Annotated in this window: 17 protein-coding genes; 9 read left to right on the forward strand and 8 right to left on the reverse strand. The window is 66.1% G+C overall.

Annotated elements, in window-relative coordinates; translation table 11 throughout:
• The first annotated feature begins 9 nt into the window (after window positions 1-9).
• Window positions 10-396 (forward strand): DUF2147 domain-containing protein, encoded by a 387-nt coding sequence (locus V6N07_RS14780; RefSeq protein WP_371157139.1) that lies wholly within the window; start codon window positions 10-12, stop codon window positions 394-396.
• Between the two features lie 48 nt (window positions 397-444).
• On the opposite strand, the gene hisH is transcribed toward V6N07_RS14780, so the two are convergent.
• Together hisH and hisB are read right to left on the reverse strand one after the other, a co-directional pair.
• Window positions 445-1,083 (reverse strand): imidazole glycerol phosphate synthase subunit HisH, encoded by a 639-nt coding sequence (gene hisH, locus V6N07_RS14785; RefSeq protein ID WP_371157141.1) that lies wholly within the window; start codon window positions 1,081-1,083, stop codon window positions 445-447.
• Between the two features lies 1 nt (window position 1,084).
• Window positions 1,085-1,672 (reverse strand): imidazoleglycerol-phosphate dehydratase HisB, encoded by a 588-nt coding sequence (gene hisB, locus V6N07_RS14790; protein ID WP_371157143.1) that lies wholly within the window; start codon window positions 1,670-1,672, stop codon window positions 1,085-1,087.
• A 189-nt stretch (window positions 1,673-1,861) separates the two neighbouring features.
• Here hisB and V6N07_RS14795 point away from each other — a divergent pair, with 189 nt between their 5' ends.
• Entirely contained in the window at window positions 1,862-2,350 is a 489-nt protein-coding gene (locus V6N07_RS14795) for a hypothetical protein (RefSeq protein WP_371157144.1), read from the forward strand.
• On the opposite strand, the gene V6N07_RS14800 is transcribed toward V6N07_RS14795, so the two are convergent.
• From V6N07_RS14800 to V6N07_RS14820, 5 genes are all read right to left on the reverse strand, one after another.
• Window positions 2,347-2,643 carry a DUF4387 family protein gene (locus V6N07_RS14800; RefSeq protein WP_371157145.1) on the reverse strand — a complete coding sequence of 99 codons (297 nt, stop codon included), beginning with the start codon at window positions 2,641-2,643 and terminating at the stop codon, window positions 2,347-2,349. The genes V6N07_RS14795 and V6N07_RS14800 overlap by 4 nt on opposite strands.
• Window positions 2,636-3,976 carry an acyclic terpene utilization AtuA family protein gene (locus tag V6N07_RS14805; protein ID WP_371157147.1) on the reverse strand — a complete coding sequence of 447 codons (1,341 nt, stop codon included), beginning with the start codon at window positions 3,974-3,976 and terminating at the stop codon, window positions 2,636-2,638. Before V6N07_RS14805 ends, V6N07_RS14800 begins: the two co-directional genes overlap by 8 nt.
• Window positions 3,977-4,003: 27 nt before the next feature.
• Window positions 4,004-5,539 carry a tripartite tricarboxylate transporter permease gene (locus V6N07_RS14810; protein ID WP_371157148.1) on the reverse strand — a complete coding sequence of 512 codons (1,536 nt, stop codon included), beginning with the start codon at window positions 5,537-5,539 and terminating at the stop codon, window positions 4,004-4,006.
• 161 nt (window positions 5,540-5,700) lie between these two features.
• Window positions 5,701-6,135: a tripartite tricarboxylate transporter TctB family protein gene (locus tag V6N07_RS14815; RefSeq protein WP_371157150.1), complete on the reverse strand. Its 435-nt coding sequence runs from the start codon at window positions 6,133-6,135 to the stop codon at window positions 5,701-5,703.
• Window positions 6,132-7,091, reverse strand: coding sequence for a Bug family tripartite tricarboxylate transporter substrate binding protein (locus V6N07_RS14820; RefSeq protein WP_371157152.1), 960 nt, complete (start codon window positions 7,089-7,091; stop codon window positions 6,132-6,134). The genes V6N07_RS14815 and V6N07_RS14820 overlap by 4 nt, the downstream gene beginning before the upstream one ends.
• A gap of 110 nt (window positions 7,092-7,201) precedes the next feature.
• Between V6N07_RS14820 and V6N07_RS14825 the strand changes: the two genes are divergently transcribed.
• From V6N07_RS14825 to V6N07_RS14835, 3 genes are read left to right on the forward strand one after another with little or no spacing between them, the layout of a single operon-like run.
• Window positions 7,202-7,870: a response regulator transcription factor gene (locus V6N07_RS14825; RefSeq protein WP_371157153.1), complete on the forward strand. Its 669-nt coding sequence runs from the start codon at window positions 7,202-7,204 to the stop codon at window positions 7,868-7,870.
• Entirely contained in the window at window positions 7,863-9,269 is a 1,407-nt protein-coding gene (locus V6N07_RS14830) for a sensor histidine kinase (protein ID WP_371157155.1), read from the forward strand. Before V6N07_RS14825 ends, V6N07_RS14830 begins: the two co-directional genes overlap by 8 nt.
• Window positions 9,239-10,246 carry an ABC transporter substrate-binding protein gene (locus V6N07_RS14835; RefSeq protein ID WP_371157156.1) on the forward strand — a complete coding sequence of 336 codons (1,008 nt, stop codon included), beginning with the start codon at window positions 9,239-9,241 and terminating at the stop codon, window positions 10,244-10,246. The genes V6N07_RS14830 and V6N07_RS14835 overlap by 31 nt, the downstream gene beginning before the upstream one ends.
• Window positions 10,247-10,253: 7 nt before the next feature.
• Here the strand turns inward: V6N07_RS14835 and V6N07_RS14840 are convergent, their stop codons facing one another.
• Entirely contained in the window at window positions 10,254-11,447 is a 1,194-nt protein-coding gene (locus V6N07_RS14840; protein WP_371157158.1) for a CaiB/BaiF CoA transferase family protein, read from the reverse strand.
• 97 nt (window positions 11,448-11,544) lie between these two features.
• Between V6N07_RS14840 and V6N07_RS14845 the strand changes: the two genes are divergently transcribed.
• From V6N07_RS14845 to urtB, 4 genes are all read left to right on the forward strand, one after another.
• Window positions 11,545-12,279 carry an SDR family NAD(P)-dependent oxidoreductase gene (locus V6N07_RS14845; RefSeq protein ID WP_371157160.1) on the forward strand — a complete coding sequence of 245 codons (735 nt, stop codon included), beginning with the start codon at window positions 11,545-11,547 and terminating at the stop codon, window positions 12,277-12,279.
• Between the two features lie 18 nt (window positions 12,280-12,297).
• Window positions 12,298-12,972 (forward strand): GntR family transcriptional regulator, encoded by a 675-nt coding sequence (locus V6N07_RS14850; protein ID WP_371157162.1) that lies wholly within the window; start codon window positions 12,298-12,300, stop codon window positions 12,970-12,972.
• Window positions 12,973-13,215: 243 nt separating this feature from the next.
• The gene (gene urtA / locus V6N07_RS14855) at window positions 13,216-14,496 is read left to right on the forward strand and encodes an urea ABC transporter substrate-binding protein (RefSeq protein WP_371157164.1); all 1,281 of its coding nucleotides are present in this window, start codon (window positions 13,216-13,218) and stop codon (window positions 14,494-14,496) included.
• Between the two features lie 78 nt (window positions 14,497-14,574).
• A complete protein-coding gene (gene urtB, locus V6N07_RS14860; protein ID WP_371157166.1) occupies window positions 14,575-16,521 on the forward strand; it encodes an urea ABC transporter permease subunit UrtB in 1,947 nt (648 codons plus the stop codon).
• The last annotated feature ends 31 nt before the right edge of the window (window positions 16,522-16,552 follow it).

Genomic DNA, 16,552 nt, shown 5'->3' on the forward strand with positions numbered 1-16,552 from the left:
AGGATATACATGAAACGCTTCACACTCACGTTGCTGGCCGCACTCGGCCTTGCCGCAGCCGCTTCGGCCGATCCGATCGAAGGCGTCTGGCAGACGGAGCCCGACGACGGCTCCTATGCCTATGTCACCGTCGCGCCCTGCGGGGGGAACTATTGCGGCACCATCACGCGGACCTTCGATTCAGGCGGTGAATACAATTCGCCGAACAAGGGACGACAGATCGTGCGCAACATGGCGGCGCAGGGGGGCGGCGCCTACGAAGGACAGGTTTGGCGTCCGTCCAACGACAAGGTCTACCTCGGCAAGATACAGATCAACGGAAACCAGATGGCCCTGCGCGGTTGCGTGGCCGGCGGCCTGATCTGTGCCCGCCAGAACTGGGTCAAGATCCAGTAGAGCACTGGCCGGGGCTCGGGCGATCCGGACCCCGGCAATCCGCCTTCGTCAGGGCATCCAGCCAAGGAAATTGGCGATCAGGCGCAGGCCCGTGGCTTGGCTTTTTTCGGGGTGGAACTGTGTGCCGATCACGTTGTCCCGCGCCACGATGGCCGTGACATCACCGCCATAGTCCACATGCGCAAGGCGGTCCGACGCCCGTGCCATCGTCATCGCATAGGAATGGACGAAATAGGCGTGGTCGCCCGTGGCCAGCCCCGTCAGCACCGGATGCTCCCCGGTCAGCACAAGGTCGTTCCATCCCATGTGCGGCACCTTCAGCGCCGGGTCCGAGGGCACGATCCGATCGATCGTTCCGCCAATCAGGTCGAACCCCGGCACGTCCTCGTATTCCCGCCCAGTCGTGGCAAGCATCTGCATGCCCACACAGATCCCCATGAACGGCCGTGCGCGTGGCCCGACCGCCTCCAGCACGGCATCTTCCAGCCCGTCGAAGCCTTGCAGGCCGCGCCGACAGGCCGGGAAGGCGCCATCTCCGGGCAAGACGATCCTGTCCGCCCGCGCCACATCCTCGGGCCGCTGGGACACGAGGATCGTCCCGCCATCCGTCTCGGCCGCCATCCGTTCGAACGCCTTCTGGGCCGAATGCAGGTTGCCGCTGTCGTAATCGACCAGAACCGTCAGCACGTCACAAAGACCCCTTGGTGGATGGAATGGCATCGGCCTTGCGCGGATCCTGCTCCAATGCATCGCGCAAGGCGCGGGCGACGGCCTTGAAGGCGGCCTCGGCGATATGGTGCGAATTGATGCCACGCAGGCAATCGACATGCAGGGTGATGCCGCCGTGTGTCGACAGGGCCTGGAAGAATTCGCGCACGAGTTCGGTATCGAATGTCTTGATCTGCGGCGCGGTCATCGCGACCTCCCACGCAAGATAGGGCCGCCCCGACAGATCCAGTGCCGCCCGCACCAGCGCATCGTCCATCGGCAGCAGACAGGACCCATAGCGGCAGATCCCGCGCTTGTCGCCCATCGCTTGCGACAAGGCCTGTCCCAGCGCGATGCCCACATCCTCGACGGTGTGGTGATCGTCGATGTGCAGGTCCCCTTCGCAACGCACCTGCATGTCGATCAGGGCATGGCGCGCCAACTGGTCCAGCATGTGGTCGAAAAAGCCGACGCCTGTCTGATTGTCGTAGGTGCCCGACCCGTCGAGGTCGAGGGTGACCGAGATGTCGGTTTCAGCGGTCTTTCGGGTGATCGTGGCGCGGCGCATGTGGGCATGGCTCCGGTCATTTGCGTTGTGGCGATCTATAGGCGCGACATGGCACCGGCGAAAGACCCGGCGCGCAAGACCCCGATCTGCGCCGGAAAGGGGGCAAATCGGCCCGTTGCCCCCTCGAAACGGGGTATGTCGATCGCCTGTTGCACTGCTACGCTCTGCCGATCACGGGAGGGATGGGACATGTTCGGAAAACTTTGTGCAGGGACGGTCATGGCGTTGGGTCTGTCCGGGATGGCGACGGTTGCGGCCGCCTGTCCGGATGTGCGGCAGAATGGGGCCTATGGCCGCTACACCGGGCAACAGATGTATGAGCCGAAGTACTTCAACGTCACCGCCGGCGGCAATTACAGCCTGCAGAAATCCTGTCGCGGCATCTTCAATGGCCTGCGCAGCGATCGGGGCGAAGGGTATTTCTCCATCAAGCCTGACTTCACCCTCGAGACACCGGGCCTCGCCGGGTTCACCCTCGTCATCGCGGTGGTCAGCGATTGCGACAGTACGCTGCTGATCAACACACCGGCCGGAAACTGGTATTACGACGATGACGACAACGGCAATCTCGACGCGATGATCAGCCTGACGGCCCCGTCTTCCGGCATCCTCGACATCTGGGTGGGCACCGCCGACGGCCAATATTGCGACGCCCAACTGCGGTTGGAGACGTTCTAGCCGCCGTTCACCGGCATCGCCCGCAACACCTCGGCCAAGGCCGCGCCGTGCATGTCGCGGTCGCGGCTGCTGCCCTGGATCTGCGGTCGCGGCAGGCTCAGCTTCACGACGTTGAGGTCGGGCAGGTCGAAACGCTTGACCTTGCCGACGCCAAGCCGGGCGGCAAAGGTCTCCGTCGGGATGGCGGCCACGATGTCATAGCCGTCATCATCGCAAAAGATGTCGATCGTGATCCAGAACGGCCCGGCGTTCTTGGACCGGATGCGGTTCGCATGATGGCCCAGTTCAGACATCCATCACCTCCAGTCGAAAGGCATCCATCGAGTCGTCCAGCGGCAAGACATGATGCAGCACGAATTCGTACTGCGGCCCAAGGTCGATTTCCGGCGGGCTGAACGGGAAGGCAAAGGTCGGCATCGGTTCTTCTGCCGTCAACGGATGATGCAGCAAAAGGGGGTTTACCGCCTTGGCAACCTCGCGCGCGACGGCCGCATCGGGGGCGATGACCTGTGCCATCACGCCGATCTCGTTCGGGGTGGCGGTCCCCGGCTCCAACGCGCCCAGCGTCGCGTCGAGGCCGATGCGTCGCAGTTCCAGATCGTAGGACACATCGCCCATGCGTTCGGTGATCTTGGCGCGGGCGCGGGCCTCCAACGAGACGCACCATTCATCGATCTGTGCGACGTAGCGCGGGTCGCGCACCAGCACGAGGGACATGACCCCCTGCCCCGCCACGCGCGCGCCTTCCAACTTGACGGTATAGGGCGCGGTGATCCACTCCGACCCCTCGACACGCACGGCCTTGCCATCGGCGGTATAGGTCGCCGCCGTCACGTCGAGGTATCCCCCCGGCTCATGCAGAACGATGGGATCGGAGTTCTCATAGAGCAGATGCGCCGCCACGGTGCGTTCGGTCGCGACGCTGGCCTCGGCCATCGGCATGACCGTGAAACCGGTCTCGTCGAACGTCAGTTCGATCACGCCGGTATCGGGATGCGTGCAGCATAGCGCACCGCATTCCCCGACCTTGGCCCCATGCCATGCCGCGCCGGGGTGGCAGCCGACGGCAAGGGGCAGCGCCGCGATGATCGCCGTGTCGGTGGTGCGCCCGCAGATCACGATGTCGGCGCCGGTGGCCAGCGCCTCCTGCACCTGTTCGACCCCTGCGAGGGCGACGATATTGGTGCAGTCGGACAGATCCGCCGCGCGGGTATCCGGCGCACCGGGCAGCGGGGTCACGACCTCCCACATCTCAGCCAGATGCTGTGGGTCCTGATCGGAGTAGAGCAACGCCACACGCGCATTGCGCCCCGCTTCCGACAGGCATTCCTGCGTGATCTCATACAGCCAGTCGACCGCGCTGCCCGCGCCGCAGGTGCCCGCCGTTCCGATCACCAGAGGGCACCCGGCGCGGTGGGCCGCATCGATCAGGGTGCCCCATTCCGCCTTGGTCTGGGCCCGTGAATACTTGCTGACGCCCCGTCCGAGGTAGGCAGGTCCGCTATCTGTGGATCCGCCGTCGATCGCGATGATGTCGGGGCGCCGCGCCAGCCCCGCCTCGAGGGCATCGGCATCCCAGCCGAGCCCGAGGGCACCGGCGGGCACGAGAACACGAACATAGCTCATGCGCGCACCTCGGGCATTGCAACGTACCTAGTCGATCGGCTTGGCATGATCCGGCGTCTCCATCGGTGGCACTACGGGTTTCCTGATGACTCTACGCAGGAAAATCGGGGCGACGAAACCCAGGATCGCCGCCGCCCACAGCCCGATCGAAATGCCCGACGAGAACAGGAAGGACACATCGCCATCCGACAGGATCATGGCGCGGCGCAGGTTGTCCTCCATCGCGTTGCCCAGAAGGATGCCGAGGATGATCGGCACCGTCGGGATGTCGAGCTTGCGGAACAGCCACCCCATGACGCCGAACCCGATCATCAGCAGCAGGTCGAAATAGCTGCCCGTCAGGGAATAGATGCCCACGAAGCTGACCATCATCACGCCGGGCAGCAGCAGAGCGGGCGGCACCATCAGGATCTTCACGAAGACCTTCACCATCGGCACGTTCATCGCCAGCAGGACGAAGTTCGCAATCAGCAGCGATGCGATCAGGCCCCAGACGACCTCGGGGCGGTCCGCGAACAGGGTCGGACCCGGCGTGATGTTCAGCGTCATCAGAACGGCCAGCAGGACGGCGGTGGTCCCCGACCCCGGCACGCCCAGCGTCAGCATCGGCACCAGCGCGCCACCGGCGGCCGAGTTGTTGCCCGCCTCGGGGGCGGCGACGCCCTTTGGTACGCCGGTGCCGAACCCGGCTTTGTCACCGCCGATGGATTTCTCCATCATGTAGGTCAGGAAACTGCCCAGCGAGGCCCCCGCGCCCGGCAGGACACCGGCGACGAAACCAAGGGTGGAAGAGCGCAGCATCGTCCACTTGGTGTCCCACAGGTCGCGCCAGGGCACCGTCACCTTGCCTAGCTTGACGCCCAGCGCGCTGCCCTTGCCGTGGCTTTCGATGAAGACGAAAACCTCGGAGACGGCGAACAGGCCGACAATGGCGACAAGGAAGTCGATGCCGTCGAAAAGGTGCAGGTTGCCGCCCGTGAACCGTGGCAGGCCGGTCTGGTTGTCCAGTCCGATCATCGCGATGCCAAGACCGATGGCCGAGGCCAGCGCCGCCTTTGCCTGGTTCTTGGACGCGATGCCACCAAGCGTGGAGAACGCCAGCAGGTAGAGCGCGAAATATTCCGCAGGCCCGAACAGATAGGCCACCCGCGCCAGCATCGGCGCGATCAACAGCAGGGCGATCGTCGCCAGAAGGGCACCGACAAAGCTGGCCACGCCCGAAATCACCAGCGCATCGCCCGCACGCCCGTTCCTGGCCATGGGATACCCGTCGAGACAGGTCATCATCGCGGGTTCGTCACCCGGAATGTTCAGCAGGATGGAGCTGATCCGCCCGCCATACATCGCGCCGTAATATACAGCCGTCAGCAGGACCAGCGCCGCCGTTGCGTCCAGCCCGAGCGAGAACGTGATCGGGATCAGCAGCGCCACGCCATTCGACGGGCCCAGCCCCGGCAGCGCCCCGACGATGGTGCCGATGAAACAGCCCAGGATCGCCAGCATCAGGGTCCAGGGGCTGAGGGCGACCGAAAATCCGAGCGCAAGATTCGAGAGGATATCCACCAGTGTCTGTCCTTGTCATCGCGCGGTGCCCCATACCGTCGGACCCGCGTCTTCAGTGAATTGCGCAGCAGCCGACAGCCGTGCCGCGCCTTTGCGCACCTGCTTGATTACGTCAGCACCGGCTTACCGGTCCGCACCGTATCGCAACCGATCAACGCCGCCTACAGGCCCGGAAACGCAGTCAGGCCAAGGCCCAGAACGAACTTGAAGATCACGAAAAGCCCGACCGACAGGCCAAGCCCCGCGATCACGGCGCCCTTTGCCTTGGGTTCGATCTGATAGGACAGAACCCCTGCGGCAATCGCGGTCGGGATCATGAAACCCAGCGGCTTGATCGCATAGGCATAGCCCGCCAGCACCGCGACGGACACGAGCAGCGACAGCAACGTCTTGCCCATCGGCCAATCCGGGGCATCGTCCGGGCGTGCCATCATCACCAGACCGCAGAGCGCGCAGACGCCTGCAACGATCAGCGGAAAGGTCTTGGACCCGACGGGATCCGTCATGAAGCCGGTCTGTAGCTGTAGGGCGGCGGCAGCATATGCCACCGCCCCCAGCACCACGACCGCGCCGAATGTGCGGTCGTTCAGTGTCACTGAATCACACCGATTTCACGCGACAGCGCTTCGACGTCGGCGATGTTCTGGGTGATGAACGCCTCGAAGTCGTCGCCCGTCACGAGGAACGGGGCCAGACCGTTGGCCGCCATGGCCTCGGCCCACTCATCGCTTTCGCCGACGGCCTGAAGCTTGTCGGCCCATGCCTGGAAATGCTCGTCCGAGACGCCCTTGGGCACGTAGAGGCCACGCCAGTTGACGGCGACCACGTCGAGACCCTGCTCCACCGCGGTGGGGATGTCATCGAAGCCCGGCACGCGCTCTTCGGTCAGGACGGCCAGAACGCGGACGTCCCCGGACTGGATGAAGCCCACGACTTCGGACATGTCGCCCGTCATCCCTTGGGTAAAGCCACCGACCGTCTGGGTGATCGCATCCGCGCCACCGTCCACACCGATGTACTTGATCGAACGGACCTCATCGATGCCGGATGCCTTGGCGAGTTGCAGGACCTTGAGGTGATCGAAACCGCCGGCTGCCGATCCACCCGCAAAGGCGACGGATCCCGGGTCGGCCTTCATCGCGTCCATCATGTCGGACAGCGTCTGGAACTCGCTGTCGGCCCCGACGACGATCACGCCGGGGTCGGCACCGATGGCCCCCAGAAAGCGGACCTGGTCGGCCGTGGCTCCACCATAGGCATTCTGGGCCAGACGCGTCGCGGTGGCCTGACTGGCCGCGATGATCAGATCTTCCTCGTCGTTCCGCTCGTTCACGACCGACTGGAACGCCAGACCGCCGCCGCCGCCCGCCATGTTCGTGACCTGAACGGGCTGCTCCGTCTGGCCGATGTCATACAGGATCTTGCCGATCTGGCGGCAGGTAAAGTCCCAGCCACCACCGGGGTTGGCCGGCGCGATGCATTCGGCGGCGGTGGCAGCGCCACCCACGAAAATGGCGGCACCCGTCAGCAGGGCGCGAAACGTGATTGTCATGTAGTCCTCCCAAAGACCGTAAGGCCCCCTCCCCGAGGGCCCTTGCGAGCGCAGTTAAAGCCCCGCAACCTGACACCAACCTGTCACGAACGCGAAAACACGGCCCGACCATGCGATTCCTGCTTATCGAAGATCATGCACAACTGGCGCAGACCGTGGCAGAACGGCTGGCGCTGGACGGCCATGCCGTCGATCACGCCGCCACGCTGTCGGATGCGCGCGACTATCTGGCGGTCACGGCCTATGACCTGATCCTGCTGGATATCATGCTGCCGGACGGGGACGGACGCGACTTTCTGGCCGACCACCGCGAGGGACGGTCCGGCGACACCCCCGTAATCGTGATGACGGCGCGGTCCGACGTGGCCGACCGCATTGCCCTGCTGGATACGGGGGCGGACGATTATGTCACCAAGCCGTTCGACACGATGGAACTGGAGGCGCGCATCCGTGCCGTCCTGCGGCGCCGCGCGGGCCAGTCGCGCCCGGTCATCCGGCACGGCGACCTGACCTTCGACGTTCTGTCGGCGACACTTTCGATTGCCGGGATCGAGGCACCCTGCGAATTGCGCAACCGGGAAATGCGCCTGCTGGAGATCCTGCTTTCGGCGCCGGACCGCATCCACCCCAAGGCACAGCTGACGGACCGGTTGTTCTCGGCTGCCGACGATGTCAGCGAAAATGCCATCGAGGTCTATGTCGCGCGCCTGCGTCGCAAACTCGAAGACTCCTCGGTGCGGATCGAGACGGTGCGCGGCGTCGGATACCGCCTTGCCTGATCGCGACCGGACAGCCCCCGCCGTGCATGGCGACTGGCACCCCGGCCTGTCGATCCGGCGGCGGCTGACCCTTCTGCTGCTGGCGGGGGCTGCGGCGCTGTCGATCATCCTGTGGCTGCTCGTGCGTGATGTGGCGAACGAGGCGGCGCAGGACACGCAGGACGGGATACTGGGGGCCGCGACACGTGCCGTGGCCGACGAAATGCGGGGTGGGACAGATGGGGTCGAGGTCGATATACCTTTCATGGCCTTCTCGATCCTCGGCGCCGTCGGCGAGGAACGCGTGTTCTACCGCATCGACGTCTCCGGCGAGACGGTGACCGGCTACGGCGATCTGCCCCTGCCCCCGGCGCCCGCCACGCTTGGCCCACGCTTCCTGTCCGCCACTTACCGGGGCGAACCGGTCCGCGTCGCCGTGATCGATCGCACCTTGCTGGCCGATGGGCGGTCCGTAGACGTGCGCGTCGCCCTTGCCCAAGGCAGCCGGTCCCGCGACGCCCTGGCCGGGGGGCTGTCGAACCGGGCCGGGGCCGTCGGCATCGGCTTCTTCCTGCTGGCCGCCGCGATGGCGGTTCTGACCGCGCGCAGCGTGACACGCCCGGTGCGCAATCTGGCCCGGGCAGTCGCGCGCAGGGGGCCGGGCGACCTGCGCCCCGTCGACCGCCCCGTCCCGTCGGAGCTGGTGCCGCTGGTCGATGCCCTGAACGGGTTCATCGCGCGGCTGGAATCCAGCGCGAACCGGACCGAAACCTTCATCGCCGAAGCCGCGCATCATATCCGCACGCCCCTGTCCGCCCTGCGCGGACGGGCCGAGATCGCGTTGCGCGGCGCCACGCCCGAAACGCGCGACCACCTGCGTGCTATCCTGCGCCTGACGGATGCCACCGCGCGCACCGCGGGGCAGCTGCTGGATCATGCGGCGGTGGTCTATCGCTCGGATCAGGCGGGACAGGCGCCGGTGGATCTTGCGCGCTTGGCCGAGGAGGTCGTGCGCACGGCGCGCCCCCTCGCGGAACTGCGCGATATCCAAGTGACCCTGCACCACGAGGGATGGGATCGGGCCATCGTGCGGGGCGATCGGGTTCCCCTCGAGGCGGCGCTGCGCAACCTGATCGACAACGCCGTGAAATATTCGCCCGAGGAATCGGAGGTCGTCATCGATCTGACGGGAACGCAGCCCGTGGTCCTTGCTGTCTGCGACAGGGGGCGTGGCCTGTCCGCCCCCGCGGCGGACCTGATGCCGCGCTTTGCGCGCGGCGACAACGTCACGGATGTCATCGGCTCCGGTCTGGGCCTGTCGATCGTAGAGGCAGCGGCAACCGCGATGGGTGGCAGGCTGACCCTGATGCAAAGACCGGAGGGCGGCACATGCGCCACGCTTACCTTGCCAGCGGCCTGATGGTCCTGCTGTCCCTGCTGCCGCTGGCGACACGGGCCTACGAGGTCGAACAGGACGTGACCTTCGAGGGCGGCGGCGCGACCCTTCTGTCGATCATATCGACTACGGACACGGACGTCTTTGCCCCAATCGTGCGGGCCTTTCAGGCGCTGAATCCCGGAATGGACGTCAGATACGTGACGGCCGCCACCACGCAGGTGCACAAGGCAATCGAAGCCGGCGCGCCGTTCGACCTTGCCATCTCGTCGGCGATGGACCTTCAGATGAAGCTGGCAAACGACGGTCTGGCCCTGTCCGCCCCGGGCACGCCGGGATGGCCCGCGCTGGCCCGCTGGCGGGACGAGGTCTGGGGGTTTGCGCAGGAACCGGTGGTGACGGGCATCGCACCGGGGGCCTTCGCGGGCCAACCACCGCGCACCCGATCCGACCTGATCGCCGCGCTGCGCGACGCCCCCGACAGGTTTCGCGGTCGTGTTGGCACCTATGATCCCGGCCGGTCCGGCGCGGGCTATCTGTTCGCAACACAGGATGCGCGGCAGTCCGAAACCTCCTGGCGGCTGGCCGAGGTGATGGGCGGCCTGCATCCGCGCCTGTATGCCTCGACCGGGGCGATGCTTGCCGATCTCGCGTCGGGGGATCTCCTGCTGGCGTACAACATCCTCGGGTCCTACGCGGCCGCAGAGGGCACGCAGGTGTTGGAGATGCTGGATTACACCCACATCCTCCTGCGCACGGCGCTGGTCCCGCGATCATCGTCCAATCCGGATCTCGGGCGCGCGTTCCTGACCTTCCTGCTGTCACCTGCCGGGCAGACGGCCGTGGCCGAGGCGGGTCTGCCACCGATAGACGAAACCGCCCTTGCCCGTGCGCCTCACCTGCGGCCGATCCGTCTGGATACGGGCCTTCTGGTTCATGTGGACCCGCTCGTACGCGGGCGATTCCTGCGGGAATGGACCAACGCAGTGCGGCAGCCGTGACCGCGCGTCAGACAGCCCCACGCCGCCGCAGGTCCGCGATGTCGTCCGCGGCGTAGCCCAGTTCCGACAGGACCGCGTCGGTATCCTGCCCCAACGGCGGCGGGGCGGCATCCACCGCCGGGGCCTTGCCGTCGATATGCATCCCGGTCCGGAACAGGCGCACGTCGCGCCCATCCGGCAGGTGATAATGCGCGATCTGATCGCGGACACGCATCTGATCCTGGTCCAGCGCCTGTTCCATCGTCAGGATACGACCGGCCGGAACGCCGATGGCATTCAGCTCCTCCTCCCAGTCGGCGGCGGGCCGGGTGGCCAGCACGCCCCCGATCCGGGCATTCAGGACGGTGCGGTTGGTCTTGCGATCCAGCCTCGTCGCGAACCGGTCATCGGCCAGCATGTCGTCCAGCCCCAGATGCCGGGCCAGCGCCTCCCATTGCTCCTGCTTGTTGGCGACGATGTTCAGCGGCCCGTCCGCACAGGGATAGGCCGCCGACGGGGCCGACGTCAGGTTCTCGTTGCCCGCCGGCACGGGCGCCACACCGCCGATCAACCAGTTCGAGACGGCCCACCCCATCGTAGCCAGAAGACTGTCGAGCATGGAGACATCGATGAAGCATCCCCGTGGCCGCGCGTTCAAGGCCGCCGTGATCGCCATGGCCGCCGTCAACCCGCCGACCGTATCGCTGACCGGCCATCCGGCGCGCAGGGGACCGGACGCCGCATCGCCGGTCACCGCCATCGCCCCCGATATGCCCTGCACGATCTGGTCGTAGGCCGGGCGCTGCGACAAGGGCCCATCCTGACCGAAGCCCGATATCGCGCAATAGATCAGCTCGGGTCGCAGGCCGCGCAGATACACAGGACCGACGCCCAGACGGTCCATCACGCCGGGCCGGAAATTCTCGACCAGGACGTCGGCATGCTGCACGAGGTCCTCCAGAACCTTGCGGCCCTCTGGTGTCTTCAGGTTGACAGTAACGGATCGCTTGCCTGCGTTCGGGGCAAGGAAACTGATGCCCATGCCCTGTTCGGACAGGGCTTCGTCCTGCCCGAGCTGACGCGCGAGGTCACCGCCATCCGGCAGTTCCAGCTTGATGACATCGGCGCCCAGATGCGCCAGCTGATGACAGGCGAAGGGGCCTGCCAGAACGTTGGTCATGTCCAGCACACGGATGCCGGCAAGGGGGCGAGATGTATCCATGGCCCCTGTCTATCCAAGCAGGAGGGGCGATTGCCACCTTTTCCCCACTGATTGCGAGGGTTAGTCTTGCGCCGTAGCATCGCAGAGGGAGAGCGAGATGAGCATGGCAGGACAGGTGGCAGTCGTCACCGGGGGCGCACAGGGGATCGGTCTGGCGGTGATGAAGCGCCTGCTGGCCGAAGGGGTGCGCGTCGCCAGCTGGGACATGAGCGACGACCGCAACGCGGAGGCCGTGGCCGACGAAAAGGACGCGATCGCCGTGCGCTGCGATGTCTCGGACTATGCCTCCGTCGAGGCCGCCCTGGCCAAGACGGTCGACGCCTTCGGCGCGCCGTCCATCGTCGTGAATTCCGCCGGGATCGCGGGTCCGAACGTGCCCGTGGCGGACTATGGTCTGAAAGACTGGGCCAAGATCGTCGCGATCAACCTGACCGGCACGTTCCACGTCAATCGCGCGGTCGTGCCGGGCATGCAGACCGCGGGCTATGGCCGGATCCTGAACATCGCCTCCGTCGCGGGCAAGGAGGGCAACCCGAACGCCTGTGCCTATTCCGCCTCCAAGGCCGGGGTGATCGGTTTCACCAAGTCGCTGGGAAAGGAATTGGCGGGTCAGGACATCGCCGTCAACTGCGTCACCCCCGCCGCCGCGCGCACGCCGATCTTCGACCAGATGAGCGAGGAGCACATCGCCTACATGCTCTCCAAGATCCCGCGTGGCCGGTTTCTGGAGGTCGACGAGGCCGCCGAAATGATCGTCTGGGCTGTCAGCCCGGCCAATTCCTTCACCACCGGCGCGGTCTTCGACCTGTCCGGTGGGCGCGCGACCTATTGAGCGGTCGGGCGGTGTCGCATGACCACTGAGGCCCGCCCCCCTGCACGGGCCGCCGCCGCGACCGAAGCGTTGCGGCGGTTGATCTTCGATGGCACCCTGCCCGCAGGGTCCGACCATCTGGAGACTGAACTGGCCGAACGGCTGGGCATGTCGCGCACGCCCATTCGCGAAGCCGCGGTGCAACTGGCCGCGCAGGGCCTCGTGGAACTCCGTCCCCGCAAGGGCCTGCGCATTCTGCCGATATCCCCCGACGACATGCGCCAGATCTACGAGGTGCTGACCGAACTCGAAAGTTTCGCCGCAGGGCGTGCCGCCGAGGCAGGGCATTCCGATGCCGCCCTGGCCCCCCTGAATGACGCGATGGCCCAGATGGACGCCGCGCTGGCGCGGGAGGACCGGCAGGCGTGGGCCGAGGCGGACGACCGGTTTCACGCGGCATTGATGCGCCTTGGCGGCAACGCGCGGGCCGAAGCCGTCGTCGCGATGATGGGGGACCAAGTGCGCCGCGCACGGGCCGTGACCCTCTGGACGCGCTCCCTGCCCGTGCAATCGAACGCCGATCATCGCGCCGTCGTCGACGCCATCCGCCTTGGCGACGCCGACGCCGCCCGCGCCCTGCACCGTGCCCACCGCCAAGCCGCGGGAAAGATGCTGTTGGCATTGATCGAACGGACAAATCTGCGCGCGATCTGACACGCATCAGCCGGGGCATATGTGCCGTTGTCGCCCGACTCGACTGGTCGACTAGTATCAGATCGAAGACCCAAAGTGCCTTTCAACCGATCAACAGGCGGTCGATAGATCGCCATTCCCCGCCTTTCTGCTGCTTTTTTGTGCGTTTCGCTGCAATGCGGCGTCGGACCCTTGCGAAAATGTGGAACCCGCCACTGCACGGATCGCACGGTCCGCTGCGTCACCATCTGGGGAGAGACACAAATGATCCGCACACCACTTCTGACCGCAGCACTTGCCCTTGCGACCGCACCGGCCCTTGCCGACGGGCACGTATCCTGCCCCGTCAAGGTCGGGGTCCTGCATTCCCTGTCCGGGACCATGGCTATTTCCGAGACGACGCTGAAAGACACGATCGAAATGCTCGTCGATCAGCAGAACGAAGCCGGCGGCCTTCTGGGGTGTGACGTGGAGGCCGTGGTGGTCGACCCCGCCTCCGACTGGCCGCTGTTCGCCGAAAAGGCCCGCGAACTGCTGACCGTCGAGGAAGTCGACGTGATCTTCGGGTCCTGGACCTCCGTGTCGCGCAAATCCGCGCTGCCGGTTCTGGAAGAGCTGAACGGCCTGATGTTCTATCCCGTCCAGTACGAGGGCGAGGAATCGTCCAAGAACGTCTTCTACACCGGCGCCGCCCCCAACCAGCAGGCGATCCCGGCGGTCGACTACTTCCTCGAGGAACTGGGCGTCGAACGCTTTGCCCTGCTCGGCACGGACTACGTCTATCCGCGCACGACCAACAACATTCTGGAATCCTACCTGAAGTCGAAGGGCATCGCGGAGGAGGATATCTTCGTCAACTACACGCCTTTCGGCCACTCCGACTGGGCAACCATCGTGGGTGACGTGGTCGAAATGTCCGAGGATGGCCGCCAGGTCGGCGTGATCTCGACGATCAACGGCGACGCCAACATCGGTTTCTACAAGGAACTGGCCGCCGCCGAGATTTCGGCCGACGACATCCCTGTCGTTGCCTTCTCGGTCGGTGAGGAGGAGCTTTCGGGCCTCGACACCACGAACCTCGTCGGTCACCTCGCCGCCTGGAACTACTTCCAATCCGCCGAGTCCGACGCCAACACGGCGTTCATCGAGACGTGGAAGGCGCGCATGGGCGAAGACCGCGTGACCAACGACCCAATGGAAGCCCACTACATCGGCTTCAACATGTGGGTGAACGCCGTCACCGAAGCCGGCACCACCGACGTCGATGCCGTCCGCGATGCGATGTATGGCCAGGAATTCCCGAACCTGACCGGCGGCACCGCCGTCATGCTGCCGAACCACCACCTCGCCAAGCCGGTCCTGATCGGCGAGATCACCGAGGACGGCCAGTTCGACATCATCAGCCAGACCAGCGAAGTCGAGGGCGACGCCTGGACCGACTACCTGCCGGACTCGGCAGTTCTGACCTCGGATTGGCCGGGCCTCGGCTGCGGCATGTACAACACCGAGACCGAGACCTGCGTCCAGATCCAGTCGAACTACTGATCCCGACCTGACGTGACATGCGCCGATCCCCCGATATCCCGGGGGGTCGGCGTTCCCCTGCCCGACCGGATATTCACCATGCCCTTCGCCGCCCTGACCCGCTGTCTCATTGCGCTGATGCTTCTGTCCCAGCCCGTGTCCGCGCAGGATGCGCCGGTGCAGACCCTGCTTCAGACCCACGCCGAGGATCTGGCGAAACCGTCCCGTCGCACAATTCAGCCCGTCATCGACGATCTGGCGGAATCCGGCCTGCCCGGCATCCCGTCGTTCCTCGAGGCTTGGGCTGACAAGGGCATCGTTCAGCGCGACGCCGACGGGTTGTTCTTTTTCGGAACGCGCGAGGGTGACCTCTATGTCCTGCGCGATGTAGACGGAGGTGCCGACGCGGGCACCGTCGGCCGTCGCGAGGCGACCGAGCTGAAACCGAACGCCGGTGTGCGTCGCCTGATCGGCACCGCCCTCGTCCGGTTCCAGCTTAACGACCCGGACCCGGACCGCCGCCGCGCCGCCCTCGAAAGCCTGACGCGCAGTCCCAGCGAAGACCTCCTCGCCCCCCTGCGCGCCTCCATCGACACCGAGGAGGACGCGGCAATCCGCGCGCGCAAGATCGCGCTAGACCGCCTGATCACCGTGCAGTTCGGCAGCGACGTGCCCACCCGCCTCGCCGCGATCGACTGGATGTCCGACCAGGTGTCGCTGGAGGCGCGCGCGGCACTCAACGGGTTGCTGACGACCGACACGCTTGTCGGGACGCCACCGGCCGGGGCGAACGTCGCCCGGATCCTGCAGGTCGGTCGCGACCTGACGGAGCGGCAGGCGCTGGAGCTTCTGGCAGCCGAAGATATCCTGCCCCCCGATGTGACCCGCGCCGACCGCGATGCCGCCCTTGTCGCCGCCATCGATGCAGGCACCGTGAACGGCATCCCCGTCGCCAGCCTGTCGACCGAGGAGGCGCGCTGGTCCGCCTACGAAACCCTCGTCTCGGCCGGCACCGCCCCGCCGCGCCCCCCGCTGGACGCGATCGAGACGCTGCTGTCCGACAACCCGATTACCGAGGTCTATGACGAAGACGATCCCGTCATCACCACCGCCGCCGAGGCCGCGCTGGCCGAGGTCGAATCCCGCGTCGCGCGTGCCCAGGCGGCCGATCTGGGGCTCGATGCGCTGTCGCTTGCGTCGATCTACTTCCTCGCCGCGATCGGCCTTGCGATCACCTTCGGCGTGATGGGCGTGATCAACATGGCGCATGGCGAATTCATCATGCTGGGCGCCTACACCGGCTATGTCGTGCAACAGGTCGTGCCTGACTACACCGTGTCGCTGATCATCGCGCTGCCGCTGGCCTTCGTGGTGGCCGCCGCCGCCGGGGTCGCGTTGGAGCGGCTGGTCATCCGGCACCTCGCCCATCGTCCGTTGGAAACGCTGCTTGCCACCTTCGGGATTTCGGTCGCCGTGCAACAGATCGTCAAGAACATCTTCGGCACCCAGGCCGTCCCCCTGACCTCTCCCGACTGGCTGGCCGGGGCCTGGACGCTGAATGACGTCGTCGGCATCAGCTACATACGTATCGGCATCTTCGTGCTGGCCGCGCTGTTCCTCGGCCTCTTGGTCTATATCCTGCGCCGCACCCGGCTGGGGCTGGAGGTGCGGGCCGTGACGCAGAACCCCGGCATGGCCGCCTCCCTCGGGATCGACCCGGACCGCGTCGGCATGGCGACCTTCGCGCTCGGCTCCGGCATCGCGGGGGTGGCCGGCGTGGCCATCGGCCTGTTCGCACAGGTCACCAGCGAAATGGGTGCCGGATATATCGTGCAGAGCTTCATGACCGTCGTGGTCGGCGGTGTCGGTTCCGTCTTCGGGACGCTGGCGGGTGCGGGCCTGATCGGCGGTCTGCAGAAGGGGATCGAGTTCCTGAACCCGTCCAACACGTTGGCCGCGCAGACCTACATGATCCTGTTCATCATCCTGTTCATTCAGGTCCGCCCCCGCGGCATCGTCGCCCAAAAGGGGAGGCACGCCCAGTGAGCCCCCTTCTTCCCTTCGCAAATATCCCGGG

Source organism: Jannaschia sp. 2305UL9-9 (assembly GCF_041403465.1).
Taxonomy (GTDB): Bacteria; Pseudomonadota; Alphaproteobacteria; order Rhodobacterales; family Rhodobacteraceae; genus Jannaschia.